The 24,804-nt window shown below is 34.2% G+C and carries 10 protein-coding genes; all 10 read right to left on the bottom strand.

The window, feature by feature from the left end; all coding sequences use genetic code 11:
* Positions 1 to 41: 41 nt before the first annotated feature.
* On the bottom strand, positions 42 to 953 hold the full coding sequence (locus KJS44_RS04445; protein WP_008689327.1) for a helix-turn-helix transcriptional regulator: 912 nt from the start codon (positions 951 to 953) through the stop codon (positions 42 to 44).
* Positions 950 to 2,713, bottom strand: a complete 1,764-nt coding sequence (locus KJS44_RS04440; RefSeq protein ID WP_008689328.1) for an ABC-F family ATP-binding cassette domain-containing protein — start codon at positions 2,711 to 2,713, stop codon at positions 950 to 952. The genes KJS44_RS04445 and KJS44_RS04440 overlap by 4 nt, the downstream gene beginning before the upstream one ends.
* Positions 2,714 to 2,809: 96 nt before the next feature.
* Entirely contained in the window at positions 2,810 to 3,253 is a 444-nt protein-coding gene (locus KJS44_RS04435; RefSeq protein WP_008689330.1) for a hypothetical protein, read from the bottom strand.
* A gap of 89 nt (positions 3,254 to 3,342) precedes the next feature.
* Positions 3,343 to 3,882 (bottom strand): hypothetical protein, encoded by a 540-nt coding sequence (locus KJS44_RS04430; RefSeq protein WP_008689332.1) that lies wholly within the window; start codon positions 3,880 to 3,882, stop codon positions 3,343 to 3,345.
* Complete coding sequence (locus KJS44_RS04425; protein ID WP_008689334.1) at positions 3,863 to 4,696, bottom strand: class C sortase; 834 nt, start codon at positions 4,694 to 4,696, stop codon at positions 3,863 to 3,865. The genes KJS44_RS04430 and KJS44_RS04425 overlap by 20 nt, the downstream gene beginning before the upstream one ends.
* Before the next feature lie 47 nt (positions 4,697 to 4,743).
* Complete coding sequence (locus tag KJS44_RS04420) at positions 4,744 to 6,288, bottom strand: SpaH/EbpB family LPXTG-anchored major pilin (protein ID WP_008689337.1); 1,545 nt, start codon at positions 6,286 to 6,288, stop codon at positions 4,744 to 4,746.
* Between the two features lie 59 nt (positions 6,289 to 6,347).
* Entirely contained in the window at positions 6,348 to 15,593 is a 9,246-nt protein-coding gene (locus tag KJS44_RS04415) for a SpaA isopeptide-forming pilin-related protein (protein ID WP_213540212.1), read from the bottom strand.
* Between the two features lie 240 nt (positions 15,594 to 15,833).
* The gene (locus KJS44_RS04410; protein ID WP_213540211.1) at positions 15,834 to 20,285 is read right to left on the bottom strand and encodes a SpaA isopeptide-forming pilin-related protein; all 4,452 of its coding nucleotides are present in this window, start codon (positions 20,283 to 20,285) and stop codon (positions 15,834 to 15,836) included.
* A gap of 1 nt (position 20,286) precedes the next feature.
* Positions 20,287 to 21,027, bottom strand: a complete 741-nt coding sequence (locus KJS44_RS14660; RefSeq protein ID WP_008689343.1) for a hypothetical protein — start codon at positions 21,025 to 21,027, stop codon at positions 20,287 to 20,289.
* A gap of 655 nt (positions 21,028 to 21,682) precedes the next feature.
* Complete coding sequence (locus KJS44_RS04400) at positions 21,683 to 24,511, bottom strand: leucine-rich repeat domain-containing protein (RefSeq protein WP_008689346.1); 2,829 nt, start codon at positions 24,509 to 24,511, stop codon at positions 21,683 to 21,685.
* Between the last annotated feature and the right edge of the window lie 293 nt (positions 24,512 to 24,804).

Below are 24,804 nucleotides of genomic sequence, written 5' to 3'. Positions count from 1 at the left end.
GTACAGCTATATCATAACAAAAAAACTACGACAACAGTATGTCATAGTTCTTGATAAAGTTGTATCCATCGTTTACTGTCTTCATAGATACGTTTTCTTAACGTTATTGGCTGTAACACTTCAATCCTATCGCCAAAGGCTAACAGATTCGCATACCAGAAATGCTCATCTTTAGGCACATACAAACGATATAAGAAAGTTTTTTTATCTTCCTGCAAAATCTCACCCGGCAGATATTCCAAAATTGATAGTTTCTTTGCTTTATCACAACGCAAACGAATTTCTATCATCGGCTGTTGATGTTTCTCATCATGCATAGATGCGATAATTTCACGTAATGCAGGATGCGGCTGCGCTTGCATATCCTTAACGAGTTCAATATCTTCCATACGCACTAACTTATACATACGATAGCCTTTTTCCATTTTGGCAATCATATACCAAGCATACCATTTATACATACATCCGGCAGCATCTGCCACTATCTTCTTTCGTTCATTACGCGCATTTGTATACATAAAGCGTAAGCAACAATGCTTCAGCATGGCTGTTTTAATGATTTGCAAATGTTGATAGATGAGCGGATGTTCCTGTAATACACTAAAATCTAACAGGATATGGGAATCATCTTTAGAGAGCTGTTCTATCTTTTCACATAAATCAACTACCTGATTTTCTCCCATTGCGCTGGAATAACCTTGCAATGCAGTAGCCATCATAGAAAACTCTTCCTCATTCACCCATTGTTCATCCAAGCGATAACCTTCTTGTATTTCATAACCGCCATCACTACCGGGATAAGCAATAATAGGAATTTTCGCCATGCTTAAGGCATCCATATCCCGCTGAATCGTGCGCACTGAAACCTCAAAATATTCTGCTAATGTTTTGGCGCTGGTACGCCCATGATTCAACAAATATATCGTGATTCCATATAAACGTTCACGCTTCATCTGCTTTTTCCTTTTTTTAAATCTTCGATGGCCTGCTGTTTTTCACTAAGATACTCCCAGCGTTCCATTAATTCTTCAATCTTGGTTTCCAAGGCTTCCCGCTGTTCACTTAAAGATTGCAATTTCACAAAATCTTGTGTATCCATCTCCATTTGCTCATCAATCGCTTCAATTTGTTTTTGCAGCTTTTCCATATGTTCATCCATCATTTCCAGTTCCTGTTTCTCTTTACTGGATAAACGCGGACTTACCTTTGGTTTCACTGCTTTTTCATTCTTATCTACTGCTGTGTTCTTTTCCCCTAGTTCCATCAAGGCACTATAGCCTCCCAAAAACTGCTGTATCGTTTTATCCGAATTAAATACAAACAGCTTATCACAAATACGATCAAGGAAATAACGGTCATGTGACACCGTAATAAGCGCCCCATTAAATGTATCCAGATAATCTTCCAGAATCTGTAAGGTCTGAATATCTAAATCATTGGTTGGTTCATCCAAAAACAAGATATTTGGTGCCTGCATCAATACCTTTAATAAATATAACCGTCTGCGTTCACCACCGGATAAACGCCCAATTGGCATATATTGCGCTTTGGCATCAAACAAGAATCGTTCCAGCATTTGCGAAGCTGTATATGTTCCCTCCATGGTCGTAATGGCATTCGAGCTTTCCTGAATATAATCCAATACGCGCATAGACATGTCCATTTCTTCATGTCCTTGCTTAAAGAAGCCTATTCTAACCGTATCTCCATGTACCACCTCACCGCTATCTGGAGCCAATTCTTTTGCCAATATTCTCAATAAGGTTGTCTTTCCACACCCATTCGCACCCAAAATACCAATGCGGTCATTTCTTTGAAGATGATAAGAAAAATCATGAAACAAGAGGTGTTCCCCATACGCCTTAGATAAATTTTCACATTCGATAATTTTCTTACCTAAGCGAGAACTTATAGCATCCAATTTTATATTCTCTTGTTCATTCGGTTTCTCTATTGCATTAAGTTTATGAAACCGCTCGATTCGTTCCTTGCTTTTTGTTCCTCTGGCTTGTACACCGGCACGCATCCAGGCAAGTTCCGTACGCAAAATATTTTGCCGTTTGCGCTCATTCGCCTGCGCTATTTCTTCGCGTTGTGCTTTTAATTCCAAATATTGTGAATAATTAGCCTCATAGGTATATATGTTTGCCTGATTGATTTCCATCATCTTATCACAGATACGTTCTAAAAAATAACGATCATGTGTTACCATAAAGATCGCATGAGAATAACGCAATAAATACTTCTCTAGCCATTCGATCATATCATTATCCAAATGGTTAGTCGGCTCATCCAATAGTAAAAGATCACAAGGCTGTAACAAGGCTCTTGCTAAAGCAACACGTTTGCGCTGTCCACCACTAAGATGCTTCACAATGCGCGCAGTATCATAAATACCAAGTTTCCCTAATATTGCCTTTGCCTCAAATTCCTTAATATCTTTATCCATACATAAAATTTGATGCAAGATCGTATCCTCTTCATCAAACACAGGGTCTTGGGGAAGATAAGAGATTCGTAAATTATTTTTACGTATCATATTACCCTCTTCATACGTTTCAAGACCTGCTATGATACGTAACAAGGTCGTTTTACCAGTACCATTGACACCAATCAAGGCAATTTTATCATGATCTTCAATCGCAAAACTGACATCTTTTACAATTGGTTTTATATTCTGATGCTTTGTTAAATGTTCCACTGACAATAACATATATATCATCCTCTTTCGTTACCTGCTTATTTTACCATACGCAGATGAAAAAGGAAATCATCTCACAAGATGACTTCCCTTACCTATTCATTTATCTTAATAATCGTCATTGTAATATACGATACCTTTATGTTCATCATAAGCCTTTTGGAAAGATACTAAGAGCACTTTCTTTAGATTTTCCAGACATTTTAAATAATTACCACGATATTGCTGGTGTGTTTCACTAAGTAATGCTTGATACACCTGTGACATAGACAATTCTTTTAAATTTGTAATTAATTTTTGTATTTTTGCATTATCATCAATACACATCAGAAAGTAGTTTTCTTGTATATCATGAATCCGTCTGTGACAATAACTTCGAGGATGATAGTTTGTGATCATATTCCAAATATAGAAAAAATCACAACTGCGTACAGGTATGGAATAACTGGCATCAGAGAATAATTGTAAACATAAATTTTTCTCATCAAAGCCTCTGTTATCTTCACATATCACATCTATTTTCTGTATTTCAAGAACGTGTATCGTCTGCATAATTTACTGTTCCTTTCTTATGAATGAAACATATAAAGAAATAATATAAATATACAAAAATTTATATCATTTCTAAATAATTTTAACAATTAAGAATTCAAATATCCTAACATAGCCGCATTCAACAAAGAATTGCTACCATCAAAAATCCATTTTTTATTCTCTTTGCGATAGTTAACTAAAACAGTTTCTTCTTTTTGTTTTGCTTTTTTCATTTTCTTTGTAAACTCACTTTTCGTGAATTCATCATCTTTTTTTTGTTTCATAGTTTCATAGATAGCATCGTTCATTGTATCTATATAATTAAAGTTTTTTACTTTAACACTGACTGTTGCTTTATCATCTTTGATTTTTTCTTCATTAACCTCATAGGTCATATTTGCATAAGTTAACTTCATAAGTTCTTTTTGCAAACTAGCACTCTTATCATAGCTTTTTTGATCAAATTCAGCACCGACGGTATCACATGCTTCTTTATACTTTCCTTCTTTCATCTTCTCCAAATAAACTTCTGTTAAACCTTTTGGTGAAGACTTATCCGTACGCTGGCATCCGGCAATTGCCATTGCCATCACCATACAGCAGAATACTGCCATTATCTTTTTTATTCTAGCTGATTTTTGTTTCATTTTTTCGACTCCTTACTTTTTTAACTATTTTATAACCTATCATCAATACTAAAGCTCCAGTTAGCACTAACAGTATAATTATTTCCTTTGGCCACGTTTTCTTTGTTATCATTGCTTTATGCTTTGGTATGTACTTTGTTCGTATTCCTCTTACCAATAAGCGATGTGAATTGATTCCATATGGTGTACAGGTCAATAAAGTCACATGATCTTCATCGGCAATTGGTTTTAAATATTCTGTTTTATTAGGTTTCACTACGATGATCTTATCTACTTTATAAGCAAGAACTTGATTATAAATATGAATGTAAAATTCATCACCAATTTCCATTTTATCCAAATCTGTAAATAATTTTGCCTCAGGCAAGCCGCGGTGAGTACTTAAAACCGTGTGATTTCCTTTCCCTCCAATAGGAAATGGCGTCTCACGTAAATGACCAACACCTTTGCGGATAACTTTTTCTGCCACACCATGATAAATAGGCAAGTTTAAATCAATACAAGGAATCTCCAATGTGCCCATAATACCGGAGGCAACATTCATGATGTCATTATAGTTATCAGGAATAACCACACCACTTCCAGGTACAAAAGGGTCATGTACCTCAGTACCTAAGATGCTTTTGTTATATACCTTTGCCTTATCAATTTCCTTTTTTACCATTGCTTTATCATAATGCAATGCCTTATCATTGTATTTCTTTACAGCTATGGTTTGATCATGATTAGACAATAAAACATTTACGTTTGGATAGGCCAGTAAAATAACACCACCTAGAAACAGCAAGGTTGTTATTAGCTTTCGTATTTTCATCTTAGTCGTATAAAGCAGAAAAGAGGGGAACTGAATCCCCTGATTTTCTACTTAACAGCTTTACGGCTGCCTTTTCTATTTAATACAACTGCTGCACCAATTAAAGCAATACCACCGATAACAAAGATAATTGTACCAATACCACCGGTGAATGGAAGATCAGTATTTGTCAGTGCATTGTATACAGTTATTGTTTGATTATCTAAATGACTTGTAGCATTAACTGTTACTTTTAAAGGCTCACTCAATAAGCTATATGGTTCACCTTTCTCATTAATAGGAGCTTTTGTCTCTACGATCCAATAATCCGTTGAACGATTATTGTTTTCTTCATATGACTCACCCAAAGTACCGTAAGCTAAACCAAAGATTTCTACGATACCTTGTTCATTTGATACAAAAGTATTCTTACCATTAATGCTGATTGGATTCTTTTTAGCTTTTGCATCCGCTTCAGATGCAAAAACCTGGAATTCTGCACCCTTCAATACTTTTGCAGAATTTTCCTTATCAACCTTTATCATTTTAATACCGCCAGTATGTACTTCTGGTGTATCGCTATCTTTCTCATAATCTTGACCACTGAAGTTTGTAAAAGATAAATGAGCAGTATTATCAATTTCATCGCCTAAAATTGCTGAATCATTTATTTTTGTATAGAACTTCGTAACCAATTTTCCATTTCTTGCAACACTACAGATCTTTCTAATACCATCATTAGTTAATGTGATTTTCAATTCGCGTGTTGATTCATCATATTGTGTATAATAATCAGCATCGCGCGTTAAGTAATCATGTGAATTTCCATAAGAGTCTCGCATTTCGATTGAAATCTTCTCTTCATTAACAAAATCTAAGCGTGAATCAATTACATCTGTAATAATATATTTGTTATAAATTTCTTCATCATCTTTTAATGGAACCGTTGTAGTAATAATCCAAGGAAAAACATCACCAATATTTTCACCTGCATGATTATTTCCCTCATTGACAACATCTTTATCGATATCTGGACCACCTTGATGAATTAAATTCTTAGGATATACATGAATATCATATAACCATTTTGGAGCATTTGTATCTGTTTTGTTTTCAGGATTATATGTTGGTACATATATAATCGCTGGTGCCATTTTTTTGCTAACTTGCGCATGGTCTTCTTCTTGTAATAAATAAGCACCTAATGGCAAATTATCAAATTTATACTCACCATTATCATCTGTTGTACCTTCTTTAGTTCCATCAGTACCAAACGTCTTATCTCTATGGTTATTGAATAAATCAGTAGCCTCTTTAGGATCTAGTTTTACACTTCCATCATCGACAAGTTTTGTTAATTTGAATGTAATACCAGGGAATGGCTTATAATCTTTGATAAGTGGATTGTCTTTTTCTAATAATTGTCCAGTACCTTTATTATTCAATCCCTCAACTAATTTATTGTAGTCATCCTCTTCTTCTACTTTTAACTTGTGAATCGTGATACTACCCGTCTCAGGCTCAGCTGCCTTTACATTTGCGCCAACACATAATGTCATTAGCATTCCTATGCTCAATAACATAGCTGTGATTTTTTTCAATTTGTTTTTCATTTCTTTTACCTTTCCTTTCTGTTACATTTATATAAATTTATCAAGAAAAACTTTAATGGTTATGATCCATAACATTCCTCCTTTTTACGTTTTCTTAATAACCATGCTAGAATCAGCATTATACTTCCATATCGCAGATAGTTAGAATTTCCAGTGCTACCCATAATAGGCAAATCTTGTTTCTTTCTGTTAATTACCTGATATTCATAACTTCCATCACTCGTTTCCACTTTCTTAAATGCTGGAGGTAACGAATTTCCTTTTGCAGTAATCTTAATAGGATTTTCTTTATCAGTGTAATTAACTTGTATTGCCCATTGACCTTTTGGAAGTTCATAACCTTCTGGAGCTGCTACTTCAGCTAAACGATATTCGCCTTCTTCAATATCTGTGAATTCCACAAATCCATTTTCACCACTAACGACCGGTGTTTCTGATATAGGTTTCCAACAACTGCTGCCATTTCCTTCAATATCTGCCAGATCGTCGTGTGTATGTCCTGAACTAGTATCGTCACATCTATAGAGTTGGAAACTTGCTCCTGCTAATGCAAGACCATCTGGATCCACTTTACGGAATTTAAAGTTATGAGATAACTCATTTTCTATTTGATATTCGAAAGAAGTACCAATAGTTACCGTTTTCACATCAGGTGCACCATCAATTGATTTAAACACGATTGGTGTTGGTGATGAGTTCTTAATCGTTACTGACCATTGACCTGTAGGTAATATATAACCTGATGGTGCTTTGGTCTCAACCAAACGATATTCTCCATCATTTAAGCTTTTAAATTCAACAAATCCATCAGAGTCACTTATCTGTGGTGTATTGCTTATAGGTGTCCAACAGTTAAGATTAGTACCATCGATATTCGCAGTTTCATCATGAATATGTGATGATGCTGTATTATTACAACTATATAGTTGGAAATTAGCACCTGCCAACGCACTTCCATCTGTATCTACTTTGCGGAATTTCAAATTATGTGCTAGCACATTTTTAATCTGATATTCATAAGTGCCATTCGCTGAAACATATGTTGCATCAGGAGCACCTTCTAATGAGTTAATAACTACTGGTTTCGTTGCTTCATTATTTATGGTAACTTTCCATTGTCCATCAGGTAGTCCATAACCATCAGGAGCCGCCGTTTCAACTAAGCGATACTCACCATTAGCTAGTTTCTTGAATTCTACAATACCGTCTTCTCCACTTGTTACCGCAGGATTAGTGTCCATTGGTTTCCAACAACTGCCAGATTCATCAGGGTTTGCTAATAAATCGTGTGTATGGTGTTCTGTACAAGAGAATAATTGGAATGTTGCGTTCGCTAATGGATTGCCACTCTCATCCACCTTACGGAACTTAAATGGTGTAAATCCTGTATCTGGATAGTTAATAATTGGCTTATCCTCAGAAATTCCATCAATTACAATAGCACCTGAACTATTGTTTTCTATGGTAAACGGATATTTCGCTGTCTCAACAGCGAAGTTATCTGCTGTATCGAGTTCCTTCACATAGTATTTACCAACTGGTAATAATGTGTTATTAGTTGCTTTACCATCACTGTCTACATGCATTAACTGAACTAGTGTATCTTTCTTGATTAATGCTCCATCATTAGCACCTTTTATTTCTTCAGCAGAGAAGATACCAAATATAACCTTAGGATAAAGTGCCGTTGCATCCGCTACCCCATAGAATTCTTTATAAACCGTTAACGAAACTTTATTTCTATGGTTTTCAATTGTTGTAGTTTCAAGCGTTGGTTTAAAGTTTACTATATCTTGGTCTAATATAACCTCATGCTCACTTGTATCAACTATGAAACCATCTGGTGCTTCTTTTTCGGCAACTACATAGGTTCCATAAGGTAATTTTCTACTAATATCCTTTGTACCGCTCTTTAGCGTATCGACGACAGCACCAACTGGATAATATGTTCCATCGATTGTAACAGCAACCTTTGTACGTATTTCTACCACCGCACCACTCAAACTATCCATTGTGAATACCGGTTTTGTAACGATATGCCCATTTTCTTCAACTGTTTCAATTGCAGTGAAGGTCTCGCCGACTTTTTGTAATTTGATTTGTCCATAACCGGCATAATTGATAATCGGATCGTCATCATTCCTTATTTGTAATTCCACATTTTTATTATCATAATTTATAATAAATGGAATAGTTGTTGTATTTAAAACATAGCCTGGTGCAGTAGCCGTTTCTCTTACATAATATCTTCCTTCTGGTAATTTAATACCAGACATCGTACTCTTGCCATTTGAATCAATGCCAAACATTGCAACCATAGAATTCGCAGGTATCACATTCTGATTACCATTGTTATCAATGTATTCAATCGCATATTGTGTGAAGACACCAAATTTTACATATTTAAATAATTCAGGATTGTTCATACCGTCAAATTGTTTTGTTAATTTGGCCGTAAACGTAGCATGCGTATCATCCATATCGATAAACGCTTCTGCATTTTCTGTTGTATCAGATGATGTCAACTTAATTTGATGGAACTCTGTATCAAGCAAATAATCTGATGGTGCTGACAATTCTTTATACATGTAAGTTCCAAGAGGCAAATCAATACTTGTTTCACCACTCTTTAATTCAAGTATTAAATCATCTTTTTCATACTTCTTACCATCTAAATACAATGTTTCAGTAGCATAAATACCAATGGTAACATCTTCCAAATTCTTAGTTTCCCAATTCAGATGCAATAAACCACTTATCGTTTGATCGGCCACATAGCCAGTAAGAACTTCCCCTGTTTTACTAAATGTGATTTTACCTTTTTCAAGTTCGTTCGTTAAAGGAATTAAGAAACTATCGCTCTTATCTTCAACCGTAAAGTAAGTTGGCGTAGGATCTAGGCGATATCCTTCCGGTGCTCTGGTTTCAACGATTTTATATTCACCCGGTGTATAATTATTTAATAGAATCTCACCATTATCATTTGTAATTCTCACATCACTAAATGTAGGGTCATTAACAGATGTTATCTTAAATTCTGCACCTGGTAATCGTTTTTCTGGATTATCCTTGTCATACTTGAGAAGTTTGATAACACCTTCTTTAGAGGTATGATTTTCCAATTTAACTTCAACAATTGGCGCATCTTTATCGCCTATTAATCGGTGATATGAAGTCGTATCAATCTCACAGTTTGGTGGTGCAATAGTTTCACGTATTGTATACCATCCATATGGCAGATCCTTACTGATTCCGATTCCATTTGCTTTAGTTGTTATTTTGTCAACCACTTCATTCGTCGCATCACTTGTTATTTCAAAAGTGGCATCTGCTAAGGTATTGCAGTACTCGTCTACCTTTATAACTTTTAATTTGCCTGTGTATACATCATTCGTAAATTCATAAACGTATGGCTCATCAACTTTAGAACCATCAATCGTAACAGTACCGATATTTTCGTTTAAAATACTTCCATCCGGTGCTTTGGTTTCTACTATCGAATATGTTCCTTTAGATAATGTTTTACTTGTAGCCTTACCTTCTTTATTGGTTACCAAGGTATCAACAACAGCATTTTTGCTATCACGAATTTCGAAAGTAGCCTTCTCTAAATTACCAATGACTTTATTGCCATCAGGGCCTTTTAAAGATTTTTGAACTTCAATTTGTCCACTGATAGGATAATTCACAATGTGATTCTCATAATGATAATAAATCTTACCATTTTTTTCCGTAGCTGTTGAATCAGAGTATAGGTTAATTAATATTGGATTGATTGGCAAATATCCCTCCGGAGCTTGCTCTTCTTTTATGACATAGAAACCAATATCTAAATCTTTAATTAATGCGTGTTGGTTTTCATCAAGCTCAATATCCATAATTTTAACATCTTCTGTGACATCGCCAAACTCTTCATCTTGATACCAGGAACTGCCTGCCTTATAAAGTACGAATTTTGCTCCAGGTAATGGTTTACCGGCTTCATCGGTTTTCCATAATTCAATTTCACCTTTTGACGGCTGATTCTCGAAATAAAAGGTATAATCATGCTTATCTGGCGTAATATCAATGATTTTAATTTCATCTGATTTATCATAGCCGTAGCTAGCAGGATTTTCTTCCGTTACATAATATCTGCCAGGAGCTAACTGGTCGCTTCGATAAGATGCAATTCCTTTACCGTCATAGCCCGTTTCAAAAGTAGCTATTTTTTCATCATCATCAGTTTGCACCTGTCCATCTTCTCCAGCCCAATGCAGTGCAAACGTTACTCCCTCTAATGGCAAGCCGAATTCATTTATTTTATGAATGGTAATACTATCATGATAAGTATTCTCAAACGTATAATCAAATGAAGGATTTTCTGCACTTGGCGTAAACCTTTCAACTCTGTCGGATAATTCATAATTCAACGGAGCTTTATACTCAATCAATACATAGCTCTCATTAAATTTAAGTTGATCATAGGATGCTTTTCCTTCTTCATCTGTCGTTAAATAAATCTCTGCTTCCGTAACAGAAATATCAGCATTAGGATCTTTTTCAAGAATCTTCAAATCTTCTAAATATTGATTATAGCTTTCTTCTGTAAATATAGCAAAGACAGCATCTTTAAGTTTCTTTTTGGAATCCTTTGCATCAACCTTTAAAATATCTACTTTTCCTTTTTTAGGAACATCATTTGTTTCAACTTGAATTAAAACATCATCATATTTGGTTTCCTCATCTTCATTTTGCTTCACTTCTGCGACAAGAACAGCATCGTTTATTTCATAATCTTTAGGTGCTTCAATTTCTTTTACATAATATGTTCCTAAATCTAGAATTTTTGATTTCACTGGAACATGCGTAATCAGCGTGTTATTAATTTCAATATTTGGATCAGATTCCTCTGCTACTGAACCATCGCTGGCATATTCTTCAGGATTTTCATTTGGATCCATTATTTCAATTTCATCAGGTAAGGTAACCATATCATAGCCTTCCATATAGGAACTTTCTACAACTTCATACTTACCTTCTTCATTTAATATAGCTTCTTTGAAAATTCCATAAGTCGCTCCAGGTACACCAATTCCTGTTTCTTCAGCATCTACTTTGACTAACTCAATTGCTCCTTTGATAGGTTCGTTTTCAATTGTATATTCATATACTTGTCCATCTTTACTGGCGATTGCAAATGCCTCATAGAAATCTTTATTCAATTTATATCCATCAGGTACATCTGTTTCTTTTACATAGTAATTACCATATGGTATTTTATCAAGTGATGCTATTCCGTATTTATCTGTCTTCAATACTGCATATGCATTATCATCAGCATCATAAACAGTAAATTCAACACCTTCTACAGGCTCTTTCGTCTCAGAATCTTTTTTATTTAGTTTAAGACTACCAGTTATAGCATCATTTACAATGGTTTTTGTTATGACCTCTGGACTATTTTCATTAACAGTAAAGTATAAATCATTATTTTCTGATAATTTATAACCATTTGGAACACTAATTTCTACGATTTCATATTTTCCAACACCTAATAAAGTAGATGTAGCTTTACCATTGCTGTCAGTAATCAAACGTTCGATAAATTCAACACGATTACCATAATCATCTAAAGAATAAATATCAAATGTCGCACTTTCCAATGGTTTATGCTCATCAGAACTATCTACCTTAAGAATTTCCAAACTTGCCCTAATTTTAGCATTATCATAGATAAGCAATAATGAGTCTTCATCAGAATCAGCATTCAAATTTATAGTTTGTACTGGATTTTCAGCAAGCTTATAGCCTTTTGGTGCTTTTGTTTCTGTTACTCTATACTCACCAAACACTAATTCATCTGTAGTAAAGGTACCATTTTGGTCTGTCATATAGGTTTTATCATATTGAACATTAATTCCTACTACCTTAAATTCTGCACCTTGCAGTCCCTCAGCAGTATCCTTATCACGTTTTAACACACTGAATTTTCCTGTGGTCGGTTTTTTAACATCTGTGAATACAAATGGCAATGCATTTGTTTTTCCTGAATCTTTATTTACCTCCACCGTCTTAATTTCAGTCGATAAGTAATAACCTTTAGGGGCACCTGTTTCTCTTACATAATACGTTCCATAAAGTAAATTGCTAAATTCTGCAATTCCGCTATCTCCTGTTTTGATAGATTTAAGCTCTCCGCTTAATGCTTTTGCATCTTCATAGCTTTTATAGATTGCGAATGTAGCATTTGCTAAGACTTTTGATTGATCCTCAGCATCTACTTTTTTCACTTTGAATGAACCGGTTAAAGGCTTGTTTTCAACAGAAATCGTCTTATGTTTAACAGTTGGGGATATTGTAAAGTCATACACATCTGAAACTAGTTCATAACCTTCTGGAGCCTTTATTTCTTTCATTGTGTAAGATCCAGTGCTAAGGTTTTTACTCATTGCCTTTCCTTCGATATTTGTCGTTATCGTATCAACTACCTTACCGCTGCTATCATAAATTTCAAATACTGCGCCCGCTAAATATTTTTTAGTTCCTGTTGTTTCATCATACTTTACAACTTCAACATTTCCTGACATTTCATCATTAGAAATTGTCAGTGGTTCAGCTTCAAACTCAATGATATCTGCTTGTACCTTTTGATTAATAACAATGTTATGAGGCGTAGTATCTAATACATAACCATCTGGTGCTTTTGTTTCAATTACTACATAAGATATTGCAGCAGCTGGGATAGAAGCTGTATACGTACCTGGTGTAGTTGTTTCCGTTACATCTGCAATTTTCGTAGTCAGATCTTCTTTATTGAAGATAGCGAATTCAGCTCCCGATAAAGGTTTACCACCGTTGCTGTCAACTTTATAAATCGTGACCTTAACAGGCAAGCGATCGTCACTTACTATTACTTCTGTCGCTGCTGGCTTTTCATTAGTTACTGTTATCTCAAAACAGTCTTTAATAAGTTCATACCCTTTTGGAGGTACTAATTCATAAATATCATAAGTTCCAGCACTTGATAACATTCCAGTATAAACACCGTTTGCATTTGTTTTAAATTTTAAGAGCGGTTGGGCAGGATTCGTTGTGTTATATGGTGAATCACCATGCTTAAATAAACCAAATTCTGCATCTGCTAAGCGATCACCGCTTGCGGCATCCTGCTTAATTAATTTAAAACTAAATTCTGCTTTTTTATTTACGACTTTCACTTCTTTTTCATCACTATTTATGACAACGTTAGTAATTGCCCCAGAAACAGTTATATAACCCGGTGGAGTATTGATTTCTTTTACATAATATTCACCATAAGGCAAGCTTTCAACAATCGCTATACCGTCCGCACCAGTAATTAAATTATCTCCGATCTTTTCGTCTGTATCTTTACGGCGCAATTCAAACTCTGCATTAGCAAGCGGACTTCCATCTTCTGTACTCTTTTGAATAATAAGTTTTCCAGAACTTAGTTTATTTTCAACATCTAGTTTTACTGCCTTCCCATGCTCACTAACGTTAACAGACTGTAATTCATAAGATATATCGTGATCCTTCGGAGCTGTTGTTTCTTTCAGAACATATTCACCATATGCTAGATTCTTTACTACTTCAATCCCACTATCTGGAATTGTGATTGTTTCTATAAGTTTATAAGCTGGGTTATCTTTATTAACACTGTCATACTTTTCTCTTTCTGTTCCAGATGTCGGCATTTTTCCCTTATATAACTCAAATACAGCACCACTAAGTTTTTCTTTCGTGCTTTCATCTAGTTTTGTAATCTCCAACTCACCTACAATAGGGTTATTTTTAATAGTAACAGACTTATTATAAGCAGTAATTGGATTACCTGTAGCAGTAAAGTCCTTCAGTGTATAGTAATATACAGTAGAATCTAACTGGTAACCCTCAGGCGCTTTTGTTTCACGTAAGGTATATCCATCATCATATGGCAAATTAATTTTATCACCAGAAGATGTACCACTTGTTGTTACCACAATAGCTTTCCCATGTAAAGGTTTGATTTCAAATACAGCTCCAGCTAATGGTTTTCCACTATTATCTTGTTTCTTAAGAATTAAGCTGATTGGTATACTATTATTTTTAAGAGTTATTGAAGCAGCAAAACGATTTTGTGAATCAAATTTTAAATCACTCATATTTTCGTTTTTAGATAGCACTTCTAGATATTTATTAGTATTTGATGTGCCTAAATACGTAGGATGGAATTTAAAAGTAGCTGCAACACCGTTTAGTACAAGTAAACCATCATCTGTTTCTTTTTCAGTCAAACTAAATGTCCAATCACTCATTGATAGGTCAGCCATTTCACTTAAAACTGGTGTAATATCAAGAACACCATTTACTGTTTTAAGTTCTTTACTAATTGATTGACTTCCACTTGTACCATTTAAATTTAAAGTTGCGTTAGCTAACGAACCATTTTCATCTGTTTTATTTAATACAAATTCGTATTGTCGAATATTATTTATATCCAACTCCAATAAATACTTCGTTGCGACTAAGTCAGACGGGCTTTCTTTTATTTGTTGGAAATCACTAATTACATAATCTTGCTTAAACGCATCTCCAGCTATGTATCCAGGAGGAAACTTGGTTTCTTCTATATGAACTGATTCTGTATGCGGAATGGTAATTATATCTTTTTCCACATCACCTGTTGTTACTAATTTGTAAACTTCATTTTCTTTCGTTGTAATTGTGAATTCAGCATCTTTTAAAGGCTTATTAGTAGCTTTATCTACTTTTTTTATTTGTATATTTAAAGGTGCATATTCATTTTTAAAATCAATTACATACTTATAGATAGTAGAAGACTCATCACCTTCTGTAGTTAATTTAATAAGTTCACTTAATGATTTTATCTTGTTAGGATTAGATTCGTTTGGGCAATAAGTAAAAGCTTTAAATTTAGGTTGTTTAGAATATATTTTACCATCTATCGAACTACTAAATATTACTGCAGTTTCAGTGATATAAACATCATAATCATTTTCACTTGGAAGAGAAGTTAAAATATCGGTTATTTTTGTCAGTGTATTTGAATTATAATTATCAATATTTACTCCCTTTTCTGTCTTAATAGGCACTCCAGTTTGTCCTTTTTTATATATATCTATATCTATAATCGCACTAATTACACCATTATCTTCTGACTGCATAGATTTTTTCATATAGAATTCTGTTGTCGGTTTTTTGTTTACAACCTGAATCACAATTTGTTTTGATGAATTTTCAATAAATGATACTCCATCTGGTAGTGTTGAACTTATTAAATTAAATTGGTTATTAGAATCCATTCTAAAATTCAAAGTTATTGGAGTATTTAATATGGCAAAATCCCCTTCTACTTTAGTTTCCTCGATTTTTAATACATTAGTTGAACTTGATGCAGTACCATCATAGAACTCATTTAATTTAATTTCAGCTAATCCATCATCAACATTTGTAGTAATTGTTTCACTATAACTACCAGTTCTACTACTTGTAATCTTAAATGTTGCTTTTAATGGGTTGCCATTCTCATCAACTTTTTTTATTTAAATTTTAGGAGCTTTTAAGCTGTTCTTTACTTTGATAATCCCTGTGTAACCATCGAAAGATAACGCATCACGCATAGCTTCACTTTCATCTAGTGAGCTAGTAAGAATTTTATCCTGATCTAATTGCGGAGTTCCACCAGGAACATATTTTATCAAAAAAGAACCATTTAACTTTTTTTGTGTAATATAGGCTTTAGTTTCGCTAAATTCAATATGATATCCACCATTAGTACTAGTCGTTTCTAAACATTTATCTAGAAGATAATTTAAATCTTTTGGATTATCTATTGTATTAATTTCTATATCCTCTTCATAAAATGGAGTCCCCGTTCTAGAATCTGCTTGTGAATTATTGAATAACTTTACATGGAAAGTTGCACTTATCGGTTCATTATTATCATCAACTTTTGATAATCTTAAGTTAACAGGCTTAGGTTCATTTGTTAATTTTAAACTTACTAATTCTATTTTGTGCGTAGGGTTATCAGGTAAATCAATAAAGTGTTTCTGTGTATCTAATATATATCCATGAAGCTCTTTTGTTTCAATTATGTATGCATCATTCAACTCATCTACTGTATAAGCCATACTTTTTACATAACCTTTATTATTTGTAATTAATGTCTCTAGAACTTCATCTTTACTATTTCTTAATTCAAACTCAACATTTTCTAAAGGTCGCCCACCTGCACCCTTTTTATTAACTTCAATTTGAATATAAGATTTTGGATTAGTTACATTTAGTTCTATCTTCTGCTTATCTTTGTTAATATTAATCACATATCCTTGCAATTCAGCATTCCAATAATCATCATTACCACCATTAACAAGATCATTATAATGTCCTTTAGAAGATTTTGTTTCTTTAACAACATATTCACCATATCTATACTTTTCAAATTTTACAATACCCTCTTCATTCGTTGATTTTGTTTCTAACGCCTTGGTTAGATCATTCTTACTATAGATTGCAAATTCTGCATCTTTAAGTTTTTGAGTAGGATCTTCCTCATCAACTTTCATAATTTCTATACTACCTTTTACAGGTGGATTAGCAAATGATTCTTCGAAATTTGCTTGTTCTTTCGTTAACTGGAAGTATTTACGCGTATTTTCAGGCAATATATGATTATCTCCTGGGGTGGTTTCTTCAAGATAATAATAGCCTTGTAAAGGATTTGCGTCATTTACTAATGGTACATCAACAAATTTTGCGATACCCTGATCGTTTGTTACCTGTGTACCTAACAATTGCCCTGTAAGACTATTATAAAGCTTGAAAGTTGCATTTTTTACTACTACATTATTTTTTTCAGAATCAATTTTATGAATAGTTACAAGACCTGTTGTTTCCTCATTGGTAATATTATAAGTCATCGTAAGCGTGTTAGGATTAAATGTTCCTGTCCATTTATTTCCACTGCTTGATTTTGCATTATTAAAATCTATTGTTTGATCATCAAAATCTACCAAAATATTTGCAGGTGCCCAAGTTTCTTTAAGTGTGTAAACACTACTAACTATTAATGGTTTAGATTTAGCATAACCATTTTCATCTGTTTTTAATGTCTGAATCATTTTATCGCCATCATAAACGGTAAATTCAATACCAGCTAAAGCTTTACCATCTTGATTTTTCTTATAAATTTCTATATATCCATAAATAGGCTCATTAGGTACATCTTTCTTATAGTAATATGGATGATTTCCAGTATCTGTTATTTTAAAAGCCTCTTTTTCACCATTAATAATTTTATAGCCTTTTGGAGCCTTTGTTTCCTTGATATAGTATGTAGTGTTAGCTAACAACTCAGTTGTTTTTGCCTTACCTTCATTGTTTGTAACAAGGGTACATACAACATTGCCTTTGGTGTCTGTTATTTCAAACTCTGCACCAGATAATGGTTTGTTTTTATCATCTTTATCATATTTATACACTTCAAAAATGGTAGGGATTGCTTTATTTTCAACCTTTACCTCTAAGACATTTTTCTCAATTGTGTTATCCAGAGAAAGCATAATCGGATCTTTTAATTTATCATATCCTGGTATAGTTTCTCTTTCAACTAAACGGATAAAGCCAGCATCTATATCACCCCTTGTAAACTTATTAGTAGTAACTGCTTTACCACTCTTGTCAGTTTTTATAGTTTCTACATCGACCCATGAAGCGCCTACAACCTTCTGAACTACAAAAACAACATTTTCCAAAGGCAGATCATCTTTACCTGTTTTTATTACTTTGATTTGAACTGGTTCCTCATCATTTTTAACCGTTATCCCAATATTAGTATCATTAAAGGTAACTGTTTTAATAGTTTTATCCAGTTTGATGCTATCATCTTCACTGCTCCACTCCTGGTAATAAATTTTAGTTCTGGCATCATATAGACGCGATTCAATATAACCATTTTCATCCGTTGTTTTAAAATCAAAACCATTAGCAGCACCTTCTTGTCCATTTAAATTCGGTCCGATTTTAAATGTTACGTTTTTAAGAGGTTGATGCGTTCTACTATTCTCTTTATGAATTTCCAATTTTACTTTTATAGCTGTATTTTTAAAGGTAAATACATTCTTATCCGGATTTACATTGATTATAAGTGTTTGCGTCTTTTCCGTACCTGTCGGTGCAATAAATCCAGGCCCAGCAAAAGTCTCTGTTATTGTAATTTTTGTTCCTACTGGGAAGCTTACCTTACTAGTGAATTGTCCATTTTTATCTGTAACACCAGTATATGTAGCTTTCCCATCAGTATAGGAAAATACTGCTCCCTCTATAGGGTTGTTTGTTTCTTCATTTATTTTTTTAATTTTAAGAGGAAATGATTTAATTTTATTTTTAATTGCCAACTCAATATTTTCACCAGATTTTATTGTTCTTTGGTATATGGTTGTATCTAATATCAAATCATTCGGAACAGTTTTTTCCTTTATATATATCACTGTACCAGCGGCATAATTTCGTTTAAGCTTCGTTTCACCCTTATCATTCGTTGGCTCGGTTGTTTCATTTAAATTATTTTTATCCATTCCATAGCTAAAAGTAATTCCTTTTCTCGCCTTACCACTTGAATCCGTTTTCTTGATAAGAATATTACCATTTGTATTCACTTTTATGTAGATGTTAAATTTTACATCTTTAGGAGATCCATAAAAGTAGACACGTTGCCTGTTAGTCGCCGAATATTGTTTGACATTCCAACCTAACGAAGGAAATTTTTTAACAAAGGATATACTCAAAGTCTTTCCGTCATATTTAATATTATTTGAAAGGGTCACATTTAGTTTATTCCCATCAAAACTAACACTTTTAATACCTTCACTTTTTGAAGTAACTTCACAATTTCCTTGACCTAATATTCCATTGCTATCTGTATAACTAAATGTATTACCGCCTGCCTCTTTTCTAGTTACTGTCATTGTTTTTCCATTAAAGGAAGGAACCTTGTTATGATTATTTACTTTAGCTAAAATATCATCACGATATTGTTTCATTGCGACTTCATTTTTATAAGTGTATGTATCTTTTCCTGTTTCGTAATAAACTTTAATACCCTTGACACCACATTGTTCCCAAATCAAAGATTGTGCAGCCAAAAAGTAAAGATTCTTTTCCCATTGTTTTTTATTCTTCCATGCTGGATTATCAATACCATAATATGCATAAAGACTTAATTTATAGGCTTTATCTTTTGAATATCCATTATTATAAAGGGATCCACCTGCATAGCATAATTCATCTCCTGCATTTAAAGCTACACCAGGCTGCAGGCAATATAAATGTTGATTTTTATTATTCCCAAAATACTTTAAAACATAACCTTCAGATCCACCTGCATGCCCATTCACAGAATAACTTATTTTTACACGAAGATTATCCCAAACTCTTAAACTTACCCAATTTAAAATTTGGCAATCTGCTGATCTTGTTGCACTCAATTTAGCAATTTCTTTTTCTATTTCTTGCGTATTTTCTTGTACTAAACCTAAATTGAGGGTTTCATTCTTTGTTACATCGTATTCTGCGATGCGCAAAAAAACATCATCTTCGTAATTTCCTATTTCAAATTTATCCTTGTTATTTTTTACTGTATTATCCAAATTATATGCTGCAATATCTGAAAACTTAGCACACATATTAATTTCATATTTGCCAGCTTCATCTACTTTTATATGATAGGTACCATCTTCTTCGGTAACAGCTTTATAGGTCTTTTTATCCTTGCTAATAGCTCTTACTTCAATGCCACTTACACCTGGTTCATTTTTATCTTGTTCACCATTTTTATTTGTATCATCAAAGATAACACCATTAATAGAATATGTTGCAGTTTCATCTTCACTTGTTGTTTTTACAACAGCATAGACAGTCCAATCGATATTCGTTAAAACAAGTAATGTTACCATGATCCATACGCATGATTTATGTAATAAACGCTTTAACATATTAGCACCCTCGTCCTTTCTTCACTTTCCATATACACATACTAGCTCCTGATATCACGATCAGTAATAGATATAAATATGTATTAGATAAATCTCCAGTTTGTGTTTCTTTCCCTGGTGTTTTTTCATCTGTTGGAGTATCACCGCCGGATGGCGTATCCGGAGTATTTGGATTATTTGGTTTATCTGGAGTATTTGGATTATCTGGAGTATTTGGTCCATCGGATTCTCCAGGAGTATTTGGCTTTGGTGATGCTTTAGGCTCCACATCTACAGTATAAAGTGGTCCATATTGAACATCTTCTATAGTTTGATAATAAGGTAGGTGCACAATAAAAGGAGAAATTACACCGTATGCATTATCGTCCTCTGCCATAAGCAGGTAAACACCTTTCTCATCCAATACCAATTCCATCTCACCTTTAGCGTCTGTACTGTTAGATAAAATCGGTTTATCTTCTAACTTTTTAGATATCATTTTAGCGACTAAATCTAATTCGTGAGCGTTTTGTGGATATGTTTCATATCCATATTTAGGATAGATTTTTGCATCTCCGTTCTTGTCAATTTCTCCAATCTTATATACATAAAATTTGACTCCATTCATATCAGAAGACTGAACTTGCAAATCCTCTAAATGAATTTTGATTATGCATCTTTCTGATTCAACTGCACGTATCGGAACTAGAAAGATCATAAAAGCCAACAAAAACGTCGCAACAAGTAATAATTTTTTCCTCATTTTGCTAACCTCCCTCAATTCATTTCTGTTTAATATACTATACCTTTATAGATATTTACTTTTTTGTTGTAAATGTCTTTTTTTATGCTCTTTTTTTCACTTAAATATCAAGTTTAAGAGAAAATTCGCTTGATTTAAAAAGGTATACGTTGTTCCATGTGAAAAGGCTTCCGTCTAAATTATATAGGCAATTTCTGGAAATTTCAAGACATTATCGGGCATGTTTTCACACTAAATTGACATTTTTATAACCAAATTCTTCGCTTAAAAATGTAACATTTATGATATTTAGGTTTTATTTATATCTTTCTATCACAAGAAAATCACATAAATAACACAAATTAAATTTCAAAATATTTTTGTTTAGCATAAATTTCATAACCCATAGTCCTTCATAACTTCATATTTATCTACTTATTTCGAACATTTCCTTTAGCATAAAAAAGATTATGCTGCCGTCATAACAAGGTTATCTTCTTTTTTCTAAAAAAAAGAAACATCACAATGAAAATGACATTTCTTTTACCTTAGATTTTCCATAATTTATTAACTTTTCTTTGTCTTGCCCTTTTTATGCATCACTTATTTATCAAAATACCATGTGAAATCACATGGTATTTTGACATATTTTATATGATTATTGCTCTTATGCTGTTTATTGATCAAGCTCCCACACAATATTTAAAGCTTGCATAGCGTTTAATCCCCATGGGGCACCAGCAATTTGATCCTTACTCTTTCCTTTGATGAAGAAAGAGGTGATTCCTGTAAAGCGAAATGCATTGTTAATGCTAGTAACCGTGCTAGGTATTTCTATACTTTTTAGTTTCGTGCACTGTACAAAAGCATCTGTACCAATTACTTCCAGTCCCTCAGCTAATGTTATACTTTCCAGTGCCAAGCACCAGCCAAAACCATTTGCCGGTATTTCTTTTAATTTTGCAGGGAGAGTGATATGGGTAAGACTCGTACATTTATTAAATGTCGCAAATCCCATCTTTTGCATTGAATCTGGTAAATTGATTTTCACAAGGCTGTTACATTCAGCAAACGCTTGGGAACCAATTTCCGTTACCCCATCCGGTAGTACAACGCCTTCTAAATGAATACAATTCGTAAACAAATACTCATTGATAACCGTGATATTTTTAGGAATAACCAATGTTCCTTTCAAGGCAGTGCAGCCTCTAAAGGCACTTTGTTCCAGAATCTGAAGATTATCCGGCAGTTCAACACTTTCTAAACGCAAACAGCTTTGGAACGCACTGTATCGAATAGCAGTTACGGATTCCGGTATGGTAATGTGGAGCATATACTCGGCTCGCCAGAAGGTCTGCGGCATAATTTCTTTCAAATTGTTGGATAACTTAATATCACTCAGCCAGCAATCATAGAATGCCGCATTACCGATGCTGGTGATACTGTCTGGCATGACAACACTTTTTACTTCATGTTTTGCGTTAAAAGCATTGCCTCCGATACTCACGACAATACAAGGTTTGTCATTCACGAGAATGACTTCCGGAATCACTACATCTCCTTGATTTAATATTACCTTTTCTTCTGTAACGGCATCAATGACTCCATTATTCACCATTTCACTTGTCAAAATCACAGTTCCCGCTGTCTGCAATGTTTTGGTTTCTTTTAAACCGCCATAAGCAAAGGTTAAATCAAAGGTTGCACTCGTCGGTACTTGATCCTTATCAATTACATATTCATCTTTTGCTAATGTTTTGATACTTCCATCGGAATACATTGCCCTTACGATAAAATCATCTTTATCAAGCAATTCTTCTTTTAGAAAAAATTTCTTTTTCGCTTCTATGGACAACTGGGCCAAGATCACAGGTGCCTTAGCTTGCAGTAACATGGTATTTTCAGATAGTTTGCTTGTCTTATCTTTTGTCCCCGAGACTTCCTTTACGACATATGGTGTATTCTGTTTTTCACTCACTGTCCATACCGTGTCATCACAAACCTCTATTCTGGCAAATTGTTTCGCTTTTATCGTAATCTCGCCGGTAGCCTGCGTGGTGCGTTTGGCTACAATTTCATTTGTTTCACTATCATATACCGTATAGGCAAGATGAACACCTTTGCGTGTTTCCAAGATTTGTTTTATATCGGTGATGTTCTCTTGGCTAGCCCGCAGTACCTGACGTAACTCGAAAGTGAATTCCTGATCGCTGTCATTTTCCATTTCTTTCGCAATTTCAATGACCGTCTTGCGATTACTATTCACAAACCCCACGGCATCCTGGCAATCAATACGACCATTATAGCAATCATCCAGTGCATCAACATATCCACTTAACTGTCCCCATTCAGCATCACTTTCCTCTATCAACTCCACGATTCGATAGGTGCCATCTTTGACAATGCTAGGCTGTATTTTTACATCTGCTTCGCTAAAATAGATGATTGGATATCCATTTGCACTCTTCTCGATGCTAATCTTACCATCACGTTGTGTTCTTTGGATGCGATTACTTGAAATGCCCTTTTCATCAGCGATAATATATGCCACATTTGCGGCTGGATTCCATACTTTTCCATCATATACATCTACACGATAAACTAGTCTGGCTCCTTTCATCACTTCATCGCTGCCCAAATGCATCCGTTTATAAATGGCAGACGTTTGATCTCTTCCACTAATCTGATTCTGTAAAATAGCCAGTGGCTGCTGTTGAATCACATTTGCCAATTTCCCTATCTTTGGGGTGATTTCAATAAAACCGCCATCCTGTTTATAAAGCTTATAACGATCTTTACTGCTCTCGCTTAACCGATAGCGCGTATCCTTCGGTAAAGTATTGATCATGATTCGTTTCCATGGTTCTATCTGGATTTCTTTACCGGCTTCCCATAGTAAGGTCGCTTGTGTCTGATGTATGGTATCCAATACTTGTACTTCTGTTGTTTCCTTAGGCCAAACAGCCCATTCCCCGTTATGCTCTTGGATTTCCAGTTTCAGATGCACCTTTTCTTTATCCCTAATTTCGGCATTTTGTCTGATATCTTCTAAATAAGCATTCCCCCTTCCATTATCTTCTACACCGACCACATATTCTTTTCCGATCATGAAGGTATTGGCATCCCCATTTACAAAAGTGACCGTACTGTTTTCCGCTAATTTTCCTATAGCCGGTGTTTTATCAACCGGATAAATTTGTTCATAATCGGCATCCGGTGTTTCAATGATCGTATATTCCATTCCTTCAACGCCCACATCTTGAAAGACGATAGTTTGCTGATGCTGAATGCTGAAATAGCCATCGTTTGATGTCTTACCCTGACCAACCGGCATACCGTTTTTCATGATCCGATATTCCTTATCGGCATATGGTTTGCCTTCGATTAAAATTTGCATCGTAAATTCTCTTGTTTCGATAGCCTGTTGCTCACTTTCTGACACTTTGGATGGATCAAAGCTGACAAGCTTTGTAATTTGGAGAGGACGTTGCTTTTTCCCAGACATGTTGACCTTATCATAGCGTTTTTCATTTGCTTGTATCCATGATCATTTTCATAGCGAAGGACAATTTTTACCAGCATCTATCCATTGCCTTTTGTATTTATAAAGCTGCTTCAGCAATACCATCGCATTCACCTTGCATAAAGCATTATTCATTGTTTTCATAAAAAGACATCTTATCTATAACAGTGTTCGTTATAGCTCTCATTGCCCATGTACAGGATCCTTTTTGCTTAACCCATGTACAGGATAATCAATAAGCGCGTGTGTCAATTCTTTGTCAATATCTTAGAAAA

The organism is Longicatena caecimuris (genome assembly GCF_018406465.1).
Lineage (GTDB): Bacteria > Bacillota_I > Bacilli_A > Erysipelotrichales > Erysipelotrichaceae > Longicatena > Longicatena caecimuris.
The sequence above is the reverse complement of the archived record's forward strand: the minus strand, read 5'-3'. Positions and strand labels throughout refer to the sequence as shown.